General features: G+C 59.3%; 17 protein-coding genes and 5 pseudogenes. 5 read left to right on the top strand and 17 right to left on the bottom strand.

The window, feature by feature from the left end:
• Positions 1-281 precede the first annotated feature (281 nt).
• From DKB74_RS19065 to DKB74_RS18360, 3 genes and pseudogenes are all read right to left on the bottom strand, one after another.
• Positions 282-1,020: pseudogene (locus DKB74_RS19065) on the bottom strand (IS110 family RNA-guided transposase); the annotation flags it as partial.
• A 369-nt stretch (positions 1,021-1,389) separates the two neighbouring features.
• Entirely contained in the window at positions 1,390-2,403 is a 1,014-nt protein-coding gene (locus DKB74_RS18365) for an NAD-dependent epimerase/dehydratase family protein (protein ID WP_109809654.1), read from the bottom strand.
• A gap of 8 nt (positions 2,404-2,411) precedes the next feature.
• Positions 2,412-2,687, bottom strand: coding sequence for a UDP-glucose 6-dehydrogenase family protein (locus tag DKB74_RS18360; protein ID WP_145961047.1), 276 nt, complete (start codon positions 2,685-2,687; stop codon positions 2,412-2,414).
• Here DKB74_RS18360 and DKB74_RS18355 point away from each other — a divergent pair.
• Positions 2,626-3,117, top strand: a pseudogene (locus DKB74_RS18355) (IS66 family transposase); the annotation flags it as partial. The gene DKB74_RS18360 and the pseudogene DKB74_RS18355 sit on opposite strands and share 62 nt — an antisense overlap.
• Positions 3,118-3,153: 36 nt before the next feature.
• On the opposite strand, the pseudogene DKB74_RS18350 reads toward DKB74_RS18355, so the two are convergent.
• The 12 genes and pseudogenes from DKB74_RS18350 to DKB74_RS18300 form a co-directional block, all read right to left on the bottom strand.
• Positions 3,154-3,404, bottom strand: a pseudogene (locus DKB74_RS18350) (UDP-glucose 6-dehydrogenase); the annotation flags it as partial.
• Complete coding sequence (locus DKB74_RS19085; protein WP_275658178.1) at positions 3,401-3,532, bottom strand: hypothetical protein; 132 nt, start codon at positions 3,530-3,532, stop codon at positions 3,401-3,403. The pseudogene DKB74_RS18350 and the gene DKB74_RS19085, both read right to left, overlap by 4 nt.
• Positions 3,533-3,605: 73 nt before the next feature.
• Positions 3,606-4,775: a DUF1972 domain-containing protein gene (locus DKB74_RS18345; RefSeq protein ID WP_109809652.1), complete on the bottom strand. Its 1,170-nt coding sequence runs from the start codon at positions 4,773-4,775 to the stop codon at positions 3,606-3,608.
• Positions 4,776-5,028: 253 nt separating this feature from the next.
• Entirely contained in the window at positions 5,029-6,093 is a 1,065-nt protein-coding gene (gene rfbB / locus DKB74_RS18340) for a dTDP-glucose 4,6-dehydratase (RefSeq protein ID WP_109809651.1), read from the bottom strand.
• Positions 6,086-6,943 carry a dTDP-4-dehydrorhamnose reductase gene (gene rfbD / locus DKB74_RS18335; protein WP_109809650.1) on the bottom strand — a complete coding sequence of 286 codons (858 nt, stop codon included), beginning with the start codon at positions 6,941-6,943 and terminating at the stop codon, positions 6,086-6,088. Before rfbD ends, rfbB begins: the two co-directional genes overlap by 8 nt.
• 10 nt (positions 6,944-6,953) lie before the next feature.
• Entirely contained in the window at positions 6,954-7,499 is a 546-nt protein-coding gene (gene rfbC, locus DKB74_RS18330) for a dTDP-4-dehydrorhamnose 3,5-epimerase (RefSeq protein ID WP_109809649.1), read from the bottom strand.
• Complete coding sequence (gene rfbA / locus DKB74_RS18325; protein WP_109809648.1) at positions 7,496-8,377, bottom strand: glucose-1-phosphate thymidylyltransferase RfbA; 882 nt, start codon at positions 8,375-8,377, stop codon at positions 7,496-7,498. The genes rfbC and rfbA overlap by 4 nt, the downstream gene beginning before the upstream one ends.
• Positions 8,378-8,629: 252 nt before the next feature.
• Complete coding sequence (locus tag DKB74_RS18320) at positions 8,630-8,932, bottom strand: hypothetical protein (RefSeq protein ID WP_109809647.1); 303 nt, start codon at positions 8,930-8,932, stop codon at positions 8,630-8,632.
• Between the two features lie 135 nt (positions 8,933-9,067).
• Positions 9,068-9,388 (bottom strand): hypothetical protein, encoded by a 321-nt coding sequence (locus DKB74_RS18315; protein WP_109809646.1) that lies wholly within the window; start codon positions 9,386-9,388, stop codon positions 9,068-9,070.
• Positions 9,370-9,729: a hypothetical protein gene (locus DKB74_RS18310; protein ID WP_109809645.1), complete on the bottom strand. Its 360-nt coding sequence runs from the start codon at positions 9,727-9,729 to the stop codon at positions 9,370-9,372. The genes DKB74_RS18315 and DKB74_RS18310 overlap by 19 nt, the downstream gene beginning before the upstream one ends.
• 91 nt (positions 9,730-9,820) lie before the next feature.
• Positions 9,821-10,519, bottom strand: a pseudogene (locus DKB74_RS18305) (nucleotidyl transferase AbiEii/AbiGii toxin family protein).
• 133 nt (positions 10,520-10,652) lie between these two features.
• On the bottom strand, positions 10,653-11,579 hold the full coding sequence (locus tag DKB74_RS18300; protein WP_239987605.1) for a type IV toxin-antitoxin system AbiEi family antitoxin domain-containing protein: 927 nt from the start codon (positions 11,577-11,579) through the stop codon (positions 10,653-10,655).
• A gap of 94 nt (positions 11,580-11,673) precedes the next feature.
• On the opposite strand from DKB74_RS18300, the gene DKB74_RS18740 reads away from it, so the two are divergent.
• Positions 11,674-11,823 (top strand): hypothetical protein, encoded by a 150-nt coding sequence (locus DKB74_RS18740; RefSeq protein WP_154670838.1) that lies wholly within the window; start codon positions 11,674-11,676, stop codon positions 11,821-11,823.
• A gap of 349 nt (positions 11,824-12,172) precedes the next feature.
• On the opposite strand, the gene DKB74_RS18655 is transcribed toward DKB74_RS18740, so the two are convergent.
• Complete coding sequence (locus DKB74_RS18655) at positions 12,173-12,697, bottom strand: phage integrase central domain-containing protein (RefSeq protein WP_145961046.1); 525 nt, start codon at positions 12,695-12,697, stop codon at positions 12,173-12,175.
• A 482-nt stretch (positions 12,698-13,179) separates the two neighbouring features.
• Here DKB74_RS18655 and DKB74_RS18290 point away from each other — a divergent pair, with 482 nt between their 5' ends.
• The 3 genes from DKB74_RS18290 (at position 13,180) to DKB74_RS18280 (ending at position 14,936) form a co-directional block, all read left to right on the top strand.
• Positions 13,180-14,361, top strand: a complete 1,182-nt coding sequence (locus DKB74_RS18290) for a tyrosine-type recombinase/integrase (protein WP_109809643.1) — start codon at positions 13,180-13,182, stop codon at positions 14,359-14,361.
• A gap of 112 nt (positions 14,362-14,473) precedes the next feature.
• The gene (locus tag DKB74_RS19105; RefSeq protein ID WP_109809642.1) at positions 14,474-14,716 is read left to right on the top strand and encodes an AlpA family phage regulatory protein; all 243 of its coding nucleotides are present in this window, start codon (positions 14,474-14,476) and stop codon (positions 14,714-14,716) included.
• A complete protein-coding gene (locus tag DKB74_RS18280) occupies positions 14,616-14,936 on the top strand; it encodes a hypothetical protein (protein WP_162604167.1) in 321 nt (106 codons plus the stop codon). Before DKB74_RS19105 ends, DKB74_RS18280 begins: the two co-directional genes overlap by 101 nt.
• Before the next feature lie 154 nt (positions 14,937-15,090).
• Here the strand turns inward: DKB74_RS18280 and DKB74_RS18275 are convergent.
• Positions 15,091-15,217: pseudogene (locus DKB74_RS18275) on the bottom strand (IS5/IS1182 family transposase); the annotation flags it as partial.

The raw sequence follows: 15,217 nt of genomic DNA, 5'->3' as shown, positions 1-15,217 counted from the left end.
TAAACGTCGCCGTCGAGGTTTGAGGCAAAATGGCTCAGCGCAAGGAGGTAGGGCGCAGGAATATGGCGATATTTCAAGGTCTGCCGACGCAGCGCTGGGCCATTTTGGTCAAATCCCTTCGGGACGCTGGAATGGCTTCCATCTCGGTTTATAGGTTCACGACCTAAAAACGAATCAAGTCAGCTTGCCAATAGACAAAATTTTCAGTGCATTGAAGTAAGCTGTTCCCGGCCCCGTGGACATCATGTGTGGACGGCCTCAGTCAACGACGAGGACGGCGGTCACGCGACAGCTGCCGCGCAGATCTCCTTGCGCGACATCACCGCCCAGACGATGCGCGCTGTCTTGTTGGCGAGCCCTACGGTCGCGATCTTTACGGGCTTGCGCTCGAGCAGCTGCGCCAGCCTCGGCTGGCGGCTTCCGGTCCTTGCGCGCCATGCGCATCAAAGCGGTGGCGCCGACGACCAGCAGCTTCCGGAGATACCCGTCACCCTACTTGCTGATCCCGCCGAGCCGCTCCTTGCCACCCGAGCTATTGGTACGCGGTGTAAGGCCCAGCCACGCGGCGAACTGACGACCGGATCCGAACAGCGATGCGTCAGGGACTGCTGCGGCGATCGCTGATGCCGTGATGGGACCGATGCCGGGGATCGTGGTGAGCCGGCGGCTCGTGTCATCGGCTCGGTGCCAAGCAAGTATCTGCGCCTCCAGTCGATCGACCTCGCTTGCCAGCGATCGAAGCTGCGCGCCGATGCCGTGAAGTGCCGATCGCGCATGTACTGGAAGCATGATGTCCTGCCCTTCTTGGAGCAACTTCATCAGCGCGGTTACACCTCCAGCCCCCTTGCTGGTGACGATACCGTACTCCGACAGGTGAGCCCGCAACGCGTTGACCTGCGCGGTACGTTGGCGGATCAGCAGATCGCGGGTCTTGTGGAGCATCAGCACCGCCTGCTGGTCGACGCTCTTCACCGCAACGAACCGCATTTTGGTCGCGTGACCGCTTCGCATATCGCTTTTGCGTCCGCGGCATCGGTCTTGCCGCGCTTTACGTACGGCTTCACATAGGCTGGCGGCATCAACCGCACCTCATGGCCAAGGGCGAGCAGCTCGCGGCCCCAATGATGGGCCGATGCACATGCTTCCATCCCGACCAGGCACAACGGCAACGCGGCAAAGAACTTCAAAACCTCAGCGCGCCGAAGCTGTCGGCGGACCAGCACTGTGCAATCAGCATCGGTAGCGTGGACCTAAAATACGTTTGTCGCCAGATCACCTCCGACGATCACAACTTTTTGCTGCATGGATCGACTCCTAGACGTGGCTCAACGACCACATCATTGCACAGCTACGCTGGTGCAGAGGTCGTCCACCCCATCACTTCACAAATCAATACCCGAAGTATTCCCGGTACCATTTTACGAACTGCTTCACGCCATCGTTTACGCGCGTTCTGGGTGCATAGCCTGTCAGCGTCTTCAGCAGTTCTGCGTCCGCCCATGTGGCGGGGACGTCGCCGGCTTGCATTGGCATTAGGTTGCGCTGCGCCTTGTGACCGGTGGCTTCCTCGACTGCGTCGATGAAGTCAGTGAGCTGGACCGCGTTGGAATTGCCGATATTCACTACTCGCCATGAGGCGACCGGGGAGAGGCTGTCGCCTTCTGGTACCTTCGCCCCTTCGCCGGGTCGCACCGGGGGCACGTCGATCAGCAAGCGGATAGCCTCTACCAAATCGTCAATATAAGTGAAGTCGCGCATCATGTCCCCGTGATTGTACACGTCTATAGGGCGGCCATCGAGTATCGCCTTGGCAAACTTAAAAAGCGCCATGTCCGGCCGGCCCCATGGCCCATAGACGGTAAAGAAACGGAAAATCGTCACCGGCAGGCCGAATAGGTGGGCATAGCTGTGCGACATGTTCTCTGTCGCCTTCTTGGTCGCAGCATAGAACGACATCTGGTGGTCGGCTTTATCGGTCTCGCGGTAGGGCATTTCGGTGTTGGCGCCGTATGTCGAAGAAGTCGAGGCTAATAGCAGGTGCTGAGGCGGATAAGCGCGCGCCGCCTCGAGTACCTCGAAAGTGCCGACTATGTTGCTGTTTAGATATGAGCGCGGGTTCTCGATCGAGTAGCGCACCCCGGCCTGGGCAGCAAGATGCACGACGACATCCGGCTTTTCGATCGCGAATAAGTCGGACACAAGGCCCGGCGTTTCCGCGTAGCCCTCTATCGATCGGAAATGCTCGGACTGGAGCAGCCGATCGATTCGCTGCTGTTTGAGCGACACATCGTAGTAATCGGTCATAGCGTCCAGCCCGATAACTCGAAACCCGTCGCGAAGCAGCCGCTCGCAAACGAACGAGCCGATGAAGCCGGCTGAGCCGGTGACAAGTGCTGTTCTCATGATGCTCCTTAAACCGACCCGAAGAGATCGCGGGTGAAGATATTTTTGCGGACGTCGTCCGACTCGCCGTTCATGCGATTGGCGATGATTATGTCACACGATTCTTTGAATGTGGCGAGATCATTTTGCACCCGCGAACCGAAGAACTGATCGGCCTCCATCGCCGGCTCGTATATCAGCACCTCGGCGCCGCCGCCTTCGCGCTGATGCCGCTCTACCGGCTTATCGAGGCTCGATGCCCTGTTCGACATCGAGCGCGCCATCAACGGTACGTCAACCGCCAAACGCATCGCCGTGCGACAGGAACTGAGCGCGCCGCTTGTCGCCGAACTTTATTCCTGGCTCACCGCGCAGGCCGCCAAGCTGTCGCGCAACCATGACCTGGTGAAGGCGATCAACTACATGCTGCGGCGCTGGGATGCGTTCGCCCGGTCCCTCGACGATGGCCGCATCTGCCTGACGAACTACGCCGCAGAGCGCGCTCTGCGCTGCGTGCCGCTCGGTCGGAAGGCATGGCTGTTCTGCGGCTCCGACCGCGGCGGCCAGCGCGCCGCCGTCATCTACACCCTGATCCAGACCGCGAAGCTCAACAATGTCGATCCGCAAGCCTGGCTCGCTGACGTGCTCGCACGCATCGCCGATCATCCCATCAGTCGGCTCGACGAACTACTGCCCTGGAAATGGCAGACCCAGCGCATCGCCATCGCCGCCTGATCCAAACTACGCTGCGGCCTTCACCGGATGGCTACAGTTCGTCGGCGTGGCGACTATGACGTATTCGGTCCCCGCTATCGCCTGCGCAGCATCGAGCGTTGCGGTAAGGTTTAGCGGCCTGGGGGCGAGGAACGTTTCAAGCTCGGGATCGACGATCGGCGACTTGCGCGTATCGAGCATGTCGACCCGCTTGGCCATGATGTCTACCGCGGCGACTTCATTGTGCCGCGTCAGCAGGACCGCGTTAGCAAGACCTACGTACCCAGACCGAAGACAGCGATTTTCATTCGGCATTCCCCACATGACGCCTTTGGTTGATAAGTGTCTTGCGGCAGACCTCGGCAACCGGTGTTCCTGTGTCGCCATGCTTGATGACTAAGGCCTGCTGCGTGTCCGTAAATTTCGATTCCTTCATGTCACGCCTCGTTGCCTAGCCGAGCAAGTCTGAGGCCGAAAATTCTGATCTAATGCGATCCGGTTCTCAGATGTCAGAGCACATCGCGGCATTCGTCCAATGCTGTACCATCCGATGTGAACCTGCGCAGGAGCACCTCGTACTGGCCGTTGATGCTTTCCCACGTAAACGCCTCTACGAAACGCTTCTGCGCCGCGGCTCTCATCGCTTCGGCTCGCTGAGCATTGCTGGTCAGTGTCGTGATCGCTTCATCGACCGAGCGGCGGTCGCGGAAAAAAATTCCTGCCTCCCCCGCCACCCAGCGGTTGAACGGATTGTCATGGGCAATCACCGCATTTCCAGCGGCGAGCGCCTCTACGAGCGACGGGTTTGTGCCGCCAACCTGGTGGCCATGAACATACGCGATTGAATAGGCGCGCAGCGCCCCCAGTACGGCCTTATCATAAATAGCACCCGGAAAAATCACCCCGGGTCCCGCTGCATCGAGAACCCGCGCCTGGTAATCGTGATCGCGCTGGTAATTGCCGAGCACGACAAGTTTAATATCGCGCGAGCGACTACAGAAGCCCTGAACGATCTCCAAGATCGAGTTTTCCGGCTCGGGTCGGGCGATCACGGTCATGAAGCGCCATGGTTGAAGCGCATAGTCGGCTAACAGGGCGGCATCGGGATCCGCAGGCGAATCCCCTCCATAAGCGATTGTGCTAATCTTGGCCGCGGAGACATATCGACAATGATGACCAGCGATCTCCGGATGATCGGCGATCAGGTGAGTCCCGGCCATAGCCGCAAGTCGCTCGTTCAGCCACAAATAGGCTTTAGCACCACGCCCATATTTATTTCGCTTCCACTCAATTCCGTCCATATTGATAAGGTTTGTGCGTCCGCGTGCGGCGAGTAGGATACATAAAAAGCCAGTGTTGTAGCCGAGCGTCAGGATCGTGCCGGGCACACTCAGGACATCAAGGGTCGCCTTGATATCAAACTCGATCGTACCGGCCGCGCTCGAACGCTTGACGGGAATGTGGATTCGCGTCACGCCTCGCCAGTCATCGACCTCGCGCCGGTGACTGGACGAACCCTGACAATAGACTGTGACTCGCCAGCCCGCCTCGACGAGGTAGAGCGCGAGGCGTTCTGCGAATGTTTCAAACCCACCGTGAGCTGCGGGAACGCCGCGGGTCCCCATGATAATCACGTGGGGCCGAGCGCCGGGCTGACTAGTGGTGAGGTTTTCGGGCATTAGTTCGACCCCCGTATCAATCCTTCGGATAATCGCTCTTTCCAAGCGGCAATGGCAGCCCCAAGTCCACTATCGTCGATGATACCAATTCCTTCGGAACAGGGAATCTTTAGACCCTAGCGTGTTTTCAAGCGTGGCAATGAACCGCGCCGGGTTTGTCGGAGACCCCAACTCCAGAAAGTAATCGGCTATGACAAGCAAGACAACGAACAAGTTCGCCCGAGGCCCGCGCCCGAGCTGTGCCGCGACGCACTTACAGTGCGTTTCGCTTGAGCAGCGGGCGCCACCAATCCTCGTTGGAGAGGAACCATGAAAGCGTTTCGGCAAATCCCAGTGGGAAGTCGCGCGCGGGCTCAAAGCCCAGCTCGCTGCGGATCTTGGACACGTTGAGCGCATAGCGCCGGTCATGGCCCTTGCGGTCGGTAACGAAGGTCTTGAGCTCGAGAGTAGACTTGCCCTTGGCAGGCGGCGCATCGGGAAAGCGCGCGGCAAGCGAGGGATCGGCGGCAAAAGCATTGTCGACTCCGCGGCAGATATCTTCGATGACCGTCAAGTTCGGAAGTTCCTGTCCGCCGCCGACATTATAGGTCTCGCCGATGCGGCCCTTGCGCAGCACCAGCTCGATGCCCTTGCAATGATCCTCGACGTGCAACCAGTCGCGCACGTTCATGCCGTCGCCGTAGATCGGCAGGTTCCGCCCGTTGAGCGCGTTGATCGTGAACAGAGGGATCAGCTTTTCGGGAAACTGGAAGGGGCCGTAGTTGTTCGAGCAATTGCTCGTCGTCGTTTCCAGCCCATAGGTGTGGTGATAGGCGCGGACGAGATGGTCGCTCCCCGCCTTCGATGCCGAATAAGGCGAATTGGGCGCATAAGGCGTGGTCTCGCTGAACGCGGGGTCGTCGGCTTCGAGCGAGCCATACACTTCGTCGGTCGAAACATGGTGGAACCGGTGCGGACGCCCACTTCCTTGGTCTAGCCAGGCCGCCTTGGCGGCCTTTAGCAAGCTGTGCGTACCGACAACGTTGGTGGTGACGAACGCGTCGGGGCCAGCAATCGACCGGTCGACGTGGCTCTCCGCCGCGAAGTGGACGATCGTGTCGATGTCGTGATCGGCGATCAGCTTGCTGACGAGCGGCGTATCGCAGATGTCGCCTTCGACTAGCAGCACGCCTTCCTGCCCGTCGAGGTTGGCCGGATTGCCCGCATAGGTCAGTGCGTCGAGCACGACGATCATGTCCTGGGGCGACACCTTGCGCCAATGGTGCACGAAGTTCGCGCCGATAAAGCCGGCGCCGCCGGTGACAATCAGATTAGCCATTTTCGCGGATTTCCTTAATCATCACTCGCAGGTTGTGCCGCCAGTGCGGCGTGGGACCGCCGAGGGTTTGAAAGCTGCTCGCCTTGTCGAGCACCGAATAGCTCGGGCGGCGGGCGGGTGTCGGAAAGTCAGCGGTGGCGATCGGGACCACGGGCACTTGTGTGCCGAGCAGCCCGGCCCCCAGCGCCTCTTCCTGGATCGCTACGGCGAAGTCGTACCAGCTTGCCGCGCCCGCATCGGTATAATGGTGGATGCCGCTCGCGCCCTTGCCGGCCATCGTCCACAGCGCTGCGGCGAGACCGGGGGCGTAGGTCGGCGTCCCGATCTGGTCGGCAACGACACGCACTTCGGGGCGCTCGCCCATTAGCCGCAGCATCGTCCGCACAAAGTTTCCGCCCGACGGCCCATAGACCCAGGCGGTGCGCACGATGAGCGCGTCCGCGCCCGCAAGCGCCTCGCCCGCCAACTTGGTGCGGCCATAGGCGCTGAGTGGGTTGGGCGTCGCGTCAGGGCGATAGGGCGCGCCCGCGGTTCCGTCGAACACGAAGTCGGTCGAGACATGGACGAATTTCGCGCCGACGCTGCGCGCCGCATTGGCCAGCAGCCCGACGGCCGTGCCGTTGACGGCAAGCGCCGCATCCTCGTCGCTCTCGGCCTTGTCGACTGCCGTATAGGCAGCGGCGTTGAGCAGCAGATCGGGCGCAACTTGCGCAACCATCGCCTCCACGGCCGCCCTGTCGGTGATGTCGAGCGTGTCGACATCGTGGCTGACGATTTCGGTGCCCTCGGGCGCAGTCGCGACAAGACCGCGTCCCAGCTGTCCCTTGCCACCCACGATCAATGACTTCACGTCAGCCTCCTCAGGCGAAGGGTTCGATGTCGCTCAGCGGCCTGCCGAGCTTGTCCTTGCCAGAAAGCTGCGGTTCCAGCCCTTCGAGCGGCCATTCGATGCCGACCGCCGGATCGTTCCACAGCAGCGAATGCTCGTTCGAAGGATTGTAATAGCCGACGCATTTATAGAGAAAGTCGGTCCCGTCCTCCAGCGCGACGAAGCCGTGCGCGAAGCCGGGGGGCACCCACAACATCTTGCGGTTGCTTGCCGAGAGTTCGAGGCCGTACCATTTGCCGAACGTCGTCGACGAGCGCCGCAGATCGACAGCCACGTCCCACACGCGGCCTGCAACGACGCGCACCAGCTTGCCTTGCGGATTGGGGTTCTGGAAGTGGAGCCCGCGAAGCACGCCCGCTGCCGAGCGGCTGTGATTGTCCTGCACAAAATCCAGATCGAGCCCGATTTCGGCGAACGCCCGCCGGTTCCAGCTTTCGACGAAGAAACCGCGATCGTCGCCAAAGACCTTGGGTTCGAGGACCAGAAGGTCAGCGATGCCGGTCTCGACGATATTCATCGTGCCGTCTTCCCGCCCAAAAGGCCCATCAGATAATTGCCGTAGCCGCTCTTGCGAAGCGGCCCGGCCAGCTCCTCGAGCTGCGCGTCGTCGATGAAACCCTGGCGCCACACGATTTCCTCGGGGCAGCAGATCTTGAGGCCTTGGCGCTCCTCGGTGATGCGGACATAGAGCGCGGCGTCGATCAGCGACCCGTGCGTTCCGGTGTCGAGCCAGGCGTATCCGCGGCCCATCAGTTCGACGTTGAGCTTCCCCGCCTCCAGATAGAGACTGTTTAGATCGGTGATTTCGAGCTCGCCGCGCGGACTCGGCTTGAGGTCGCGCGCCAGCGCCACTGCGTCGCGGTCATAGAAATAAAGCCCGGTGACGGCATAGTTGGACTTGGGCTCGGCGGGCTTTTCCTCAATCGTTTGGGCCCGGCCCTCGGCATCGAACGAGACGACGCCATAGGCGCGCGCATCATCGACGTAATAGCCGAACACGGTCGCACCCTCGGTCCGCGCGCTGGCGTTCGCCAACAAGTCGACAAGGCCGTGGCCGTAGAAGATGTTGTCGCCCAGCACGAGCGTGGAGGGATCGTCGCCGACGAAGTCCGCGCCGATGTGATAGGCTTGGGCAAGGCCGCCCGGTTCAGGCTGCACGGCATATTCCAGCCGGATGCCCCAGTCCGATCCGTCACCCAGCTGCGCGCGGAACGCGGCCTGATCGTGAGGAGTAGTGATGATCATGATCTCGCGGATTCCCGCGAGCAGGAGCGTAGACAGCGAATAATAGATCATTGGCTTGTCGAAGACGGGCATCAGTTGCTTAGACACGCCCTTGGTCAGCGGATACAGCCGAGTCCCGGATCCGCCGGCAAGAATGATACCTTTGCGCATTATTGACCCCTTCAAACGCAGCGTTGCCAAATTTTTGGTTGCACGTCACGGCTTCCGCGCACTAATTGCCGAGCCGGCGCGCGGGCTTTTACAAATCAACATCCGACCGAAAACAAGCTGACGTAGCCCGTCTTGATCATGTGGATGCAAGAGGCGAATCCTCCGAACAGCCCTTGTATGCCCTCTCTCCTAAAAAATGCCTGCAGCGCAACATATTTTTGAGCCGGGACGAGTGCGGTGTTCCCATGGGAGTCAATGTGCTCTGATCTCGCCCTTTTCCATGCAATTGGAGCGTAGGCGCACTAGGCGGTTGCCTCGTAGGGCATAGAGGACAGCTGCTGCGATCAGCAGAAGCCCGGCGAACGGCGTAAGATCTGAGCCTTGAACCGACACCGCGATGATCCCGAGCAGGAACACCAGCAGCCCATGTCCCCAAAGCTCCTTCAGGAACAGCGCCAGCCCGTAAATGGGCGTTAGCAGCAGAAAATACCAGCTGAATCCGACCTTGAGCCCCACGGTCTTCCCGGCACCTGGCTGCCGAAGTGTGACGTGCATTGATGTTCTCCCTTCCCTTGGTTGAAGTCGATACTTGCTGCTTAATAGGTCGTAAATACCGCAGCCGTTTATACAACAACGGCCTTCATTCGCCACGTGGCGAGAATTTCCGGAAAAATTGATGACGAGGCGCTGCTAATTGCGATGGGCGATGCCATTCGTGAAGCGCGCCGAGAACGTGGTCGCCTCGACCGCCAGTTCGCCGCGCGGTCCTGCCAGCACGAAGTCCGGTACGGCGACATCGGCTTGCCCCGCGTAACCCAGCTCGGTGAAAGCGGCGAACAAATAGAGCTCCCAAATCCGTGGATCGAACGCCGTGGTCTGGAATTGCTGGATGAAACTGCCGCCGGCATCTTCGTGAAACCGCATCATCGCTGCAATCAGCTCGCGCGCCGGCGAATAGCGGGCTTCTTCGGTCAGAATGCGGAAGGTCGGGTTCAGGCGGTCAACAGGCACGCGCGGCGCAAAGAAATCGACCGGGCGCCGTGTTCGTCACCCTGATGATAGGCTTCGTCGGGAAGCGCTGCGTGGCGATCGATGGCTTCGCTCAGGCGCTCCCTGGCGGCCACGAACGTCGGAAGCGACACATCCTGATCGATCGCGCGGTAGCGAAGTCGCTGATCGCGCCCCAACACGATCCAGCCGAAGTCGCGGTCATATCTATCCCAGGTTATCAGCCCGAGCAGCCGTTCGTCCTCGGTCGAGAACCATGCGGCCTCCTGGATCAGCAAAACGATCTGTGGTAGGCGCGTGTAACCGGCCAAGGCTTCAAACCGCTGCTGGCTCAGTTCGATCAACGTTGTCCTTTCCTAAGAGTGCACATGCGCTCAATTTGCTCCTGCAGGCTTGTCTGCGGAAGACATGCACGAGATGGAGTCGCAACGTCTGCTAGGGTAGCGCCGCCTCGCGAAGCGCCCGCATCACTTGCCGGAAGACTCCCTCGTATTCGGGCAGATCGCTAATCTGTTGCGACAGCCGATCCTTCCACAACCGTGCGAGACGGGCCTCCTTCGCCGCGATCGCATCGGCCAGCCCCTCGGGCTTGCGGCCGCGCAATTCCAGCTTCGCCGTGAGTTCGCCGAGCAGTTCGCCCGGCCGGATGTCGTGTTCGTCGAGGAGGTTCCACAAGTCGTAGAGATCGCGGTGTTCGGTGCGGGCCTTGTCCGACAGCGCCGCGAGCTATTCGACGAAAATCTCCTCGAGGCTATATGTGCGCACCGTCGGCCCCTCGGGCAGATCGGCAAATTCGTCGAAGGTGCGCAGGATCGGCCGGTCGACGAGACCGAAGCAGAACACCTCGTTGATCGTGATATCGACCTTGACGTCGCTCGCAGCCGGCAGCGGTCCCTTGTAATTGAGATAGAAGGTGTGGGTGTTTTGATGGCTGTGCCGGTCGGGCCGGTCGTAGGCCATAACGATGCCCGAGGCGGTCTGCATGTCGGCGAAGATCTCGGCGAACCCGGAGAGGATGGCATCGAGCTCGGTCGGCTCGATCAACGAGAAATCTAGATCCTCGGAGAATCGATAGTTTTCGAACCAGCAGCGGCGCAACGCCGTGCCGCCCTTGAACGCGAGCCGCTCACGCAACGGATGCCGGGCCAGCGCGGTCAGGAACCACGCCAGGCAATAGTCGCGCTCGATGACAGCTTCGGGGATGCGGCGCCCGCCCCGGCTTGAAACAGTGCGTTCGCGATGCGGGAAATGTCGCGTTGCGGGATCATCAGCTGCTCCGGATCGCGTCTAGCTCATCGGGTTCGAGGTTGATGCGGATCCGCCAGCGCGCGAGCATCCTGCCTTCGGCGGGGAACAGCGGATCGAGGCGTTGATAGGTCGAGGTCAGCTTGGCGCGCAGCGGCTCCAGCGCTGGGGACTCGGCGAGGCCGTAGAATTCGAGCAGGTAGCCGAGGCGGCGGATGACGGCGCCGACATCAAGCCGCACCGCGTATTCGACGAGGCGGGGGATGTGCAGCGTGTCGCGCTTCATCCAAAGCCCCTTGGCGACTTCGGTGATGCCCCCGACATATTGCGGATGGTTCAGACCATCGATGATGGTTCGCTCGGGATCGCTGACTCTGACCTGCTCCTCGTGCGTGATCCAATGATTCATGAGCCCGAAGAAGTTGGCTTGCTTGACGTGGATGAATTGGAATTCATAGCCGTGCAGGCGCTGGGGGCGCAGCCGCTTGGCGACCGATGCCGTGATCGCAAGCTGGGGCTGCGTGACCATGCGGTGCAGCTCAAGCGCACTGCCATGCGAGATGAAGTAGGGCGTGTCGCCGACCAGGCTTTTCGCGATCAGATAAGGGTCGCTGACATGCTCAGTGTCACGGCCGCGCTCGAACGGAACGAGATTATAGAGCCCGGGCTTGAGGCGTGTGACGATCCCGCGCGCCTCGGTGTTGGCGACGAGGCTGCGGGCCGACGGAAGGCTCAGGCCGGTGATCTCGGTGACGTCCTCAAGCGAAAAGATGGTCTTGCGGCGCTCGTTGAGTTCGACGACGAGCTGCGCGGCGCGTGGACCCAGTGTCTTTGAGTTATAGTTTGCGCGCATTTCGTCGCTCCGGACGCGATGTTTCGAGCGCCGGATATAACGGCCATTATATTGATTGGCAAGAACGTAGCCCCAGAGAGCATAGAGCGCGCGCAAAATATAACGCTCTGTGCCTCACGGGGTGCGCCAACCACGCAATCCGCCTAGGATGGGGCTATTACCGAAGCTCGCACAAACAGGACCCTGAAAGTTGGCCGAACCTGACGATACTGACCGCCTGATTCAGGACGTGCTCGCCGGGCTTGGCTGGGAGAGCGATGCGCGTCGGATCGCCGACAAGGTCCGCCAGATCGACCGCGGGCTGCCCGCTGAGGACGAATTCATGGCGGTCTGCGCCTAGCTCGGCCAGACCCGGCTGATCCACAAGCTCGACCAGCACCAGTCGCCACCCGCGTCTCGGGAGGCCTATCAGGTGCCCGACCTGCTCGCTGACTTTCAGTCATCAGGGCCGGTCCTGATCGAGGTAAATCGAAGCAAAGCCAGACGCTCTCGTTCACTCCAGAGTATCTCGGCCGCCTGACCGCCTATGCCGACCTACTCGGCAAGCCGCTGCTCATCGCCTGGAAATTCTACAACGTCTGGATGCTGTTCGAGGTGCGGCATCTCCGAAAGGCCCGGAAAAACTTCAATATCCGTTTCGACGAGGCGATGCGGCAGAACCTGCTCGGAGTGCTTGCCGGCGACGTGTCCTACGAGATCGCGCCGGGCGCCGGGATCGTCTTTGAGTGCCTCAAGGAAGAATTGCTGGAAACCGAAACCAGCGGGGATACCACGACCGAGCAATGGCGCATGCGGATTGACCGCGTCTGCACGGCGAATATGACCCTGTGGCCGAGGAATGGGACATCCATTTCCACCTGATCGTTGCGGGCGACACGTACCCGTCGAGCCGTCTCCGCTTTCTCCAGCCAGATTGGTTTCAGGATGTCGCTGACATCGTCTGTGTCGATGTCAGCGATACGCATCGTCCAAATTGGCGCAGCATAGGTCCGTAGGCTTGAACGCCACTGCGCGCGATGCTTCGCGTTGCGGAAGCCATCCTCGATGCCGTTGATAAACTCTTCGGCGAATGCACCAAACACCACAGGGTCCGTGTTGAGCTTTTTCGCAGCCGCGCGTCGTCCGGTCGGCACATGTCCGTCTGAAAATGACTCACGCAGTTCAGCCGCACGCGCACGCGCTTTGCTAAGCGGCACATCCAGCGCAGACCCCAAGCCATATTCACGACGCTTGCCGCCGACATTGGAAATGAAACCCAGGATCGGGTGACGCCGCTGACCGCCTGCCGCACGCGCAAATAGAGGCCACCGCCGTCAGAATGCACCCCAACATCGGAGAGATTCGCCAACTGCTTCACGCTGAGCTTGTTGCGTAGCCGGCTCATCGAGCGCCTTCCTATCCCTAATATTCGTCATAATATTGATAGCGAATTTCTACGAATCGGCACGAACGAACGCGAACGCTGCAATTGGGGAAATGAGAAATTTATCGCATAAATAAGCGGATTCTGACGTCCGCGCATGTTCGTGCTGGGATAGGTTCTGGCGGAGCGGGAGGCCGCCATCCGCTATTCCGAAGGTTTCCGGAGAGTTCCAAAAGCCTTTATTTATTAGTGGATTAACAAATATCTGTTCCGGAGCCATCCAGCGAACTCCGGCCTATTCCGAAAAATTATGTTGGGCGCTATGTGGGGCGCATGTCTGGAATCAAACCGCATGGGAAGCACCAAGAAAAGCGCCTTTCGGCAGCGACTGTGCGCACCGTCAAAGAGCCGGGGCTCTATGGGGACGGTAATGGCCTGTATCTTAAGGTCGACCCGTCGGGCGCACGTCGATGGATTCAGCGGCTGGTGGTCCACGGTAAGCGGAGAGACATCGGACTGGGGCCGACAAATCTGACAAGCCTTGCAGAGGCCCGAGAACTGGCTCTGGAGAACCGAAAGCTTGCGCGGGCAGGTGGAGACCCCCTCGCGGCTAAAAGGCGCTCAGAGGCCATCCTGACGTTCGCAGAGGCGGCAAGGAAGGTTCACGAACTTTCCAAGCCGACATGGCGCAACGAGAAACATGGAAAGCAGTGGCTCAGCACGCTTGAGACATTTGCGTTTCCTGTCTTCGGAAACAAGCGTTCGAACGAAGTGACGAGCGCGGACCTCATGGCAGCGCTATCGCCCATTTGGACCACGCACCCTGAAACCGCGCGCCGCGTTAAGCAGCGTATCGGCACGGTGTTGAAATGGACGATCGCTCAGGGTTGGCGCGCTGATAATCCCGCCGAGGCGATTGCCAAGGCACTGCCCAAACATGACCGGTCGAAGGTAAAGCATCGTCGGGCTCTACCTTATCAAGATGTTGCAGCTGCCATCGCGAAGGTGCGAGGTAGCGAAGCGGGGAAAAGCACTAAGCTGGCATTTGAGTTTCTGGTTCTCACGGCGACCCGATCCGGTGAAACACGACTTGCCGTATGGTCTGAATTTGATCTCGAAAAGCGGCTGTGGACCATCCCCGCCGATCGCATGAAAACCAAGAGAGCGCATCGGATTCCGCTGTCCGATCGATGCATTGAGATTCTCAGCGAAGCGCGCGCGCTCAAATCCGAGTCCAGCGAATTGGTGTTCCCGGGTGCTCTAGGAGGTCGCCCGCTATCCGATATGACGCTTTCTAAGCTGATGAAGGAGCTGAGTATTTCCGCTGTTCCGCATGGTTTTCGGTCTTCCTTTCGTGATTGGGCGGGGGAGCGAACATCCTACAGTCGCGAAGTGATGGAGTTTTCGTTGGCTCATTTAATCAGTGACAAGGCAGAGGCTGCCTATGCCCGCTCCGATCTATTTGAGAAGAGAGCTAATATTATGAGGGATTGGAGTTTGTATATTAGTGGTTAAGTAAGTTTGTTGATTTTTAAAGTAGTATTAAATAGCCGGACAACGGAAAATTTGACATAACTTCGTCGGATTTGCATTGTGCTTGCGTCGAATAAATAAAGGAACAGATAATATGCACGATGAACCGATAATTAGACTAAAACAGGTTGTTTTCCGCGTTGGCCTATCTCGATCAACGATTTACGAAATGATCGCCAAGGGTCGCTTTCCTAGACCAACTAAGTTGGGGAAGCGGGCAGTAGGCTGGCGGGCTAGTGTCATTGATTCTTGGCTTGAAGCAGATTATTTCACTCGACTGGAGATTTCGCGTCGGAATACCGATCGCAAAAATGGAGGCCATGGCGATGAAGCTTGAGGCCCTGATCCGCAATTGTGCCGAAGCCGAAAGACTTGCGCTCGAACTACTGCGCCAAGCCATTAAAGATACGAACGATCGCTCTTTTAATAGCGACTACGAGTTCGCAAAAAATATATTGACGGATATATCCAGTATTATGAGTAGACTCAGTGCACGGAAAGGAAATCAAAAGAGATTGGTCGATATTGATGAGGAGATCGATAAGCTTTTCGAATAAACATAATAATAATGGTTTTTTAAATCGTAGAACTGGCATATAATTGCCGAACTAACGCTATGACCAACGTTCGCTATACCCGCCATTGGAAAAACGGTTACGCTGGAACTCTAGACCGGCGCTATGAGTGAGTGGGCACGCCGGGAAGATCGGACTAGGCCGTAGACTCATAAGCGCGCAGCCACAGCCGCATTGAGGCGAGCTGGATCATGGCGAGGAAGTTGGCTGCGAGCTTGTCGTAACGGGTGGCGACGCGGCGGAAGTGCTTCAGCTTGGAGAAG

It is taken from the genome of Stakelama portus (genome assembly GCF_003171655.1).
Taxonomy (GTDB): Bacteria; Pseudomonadota; Alphaproteobacteria; order Sphingomonadales; family Sphingomonadaceae; genus Sphingomonas; species Sphingomonas portus.
Note: the sequence above shows the minus strand (reverse complement) of the source record. Positions and strands in the feature narration are given on the sequence as shown.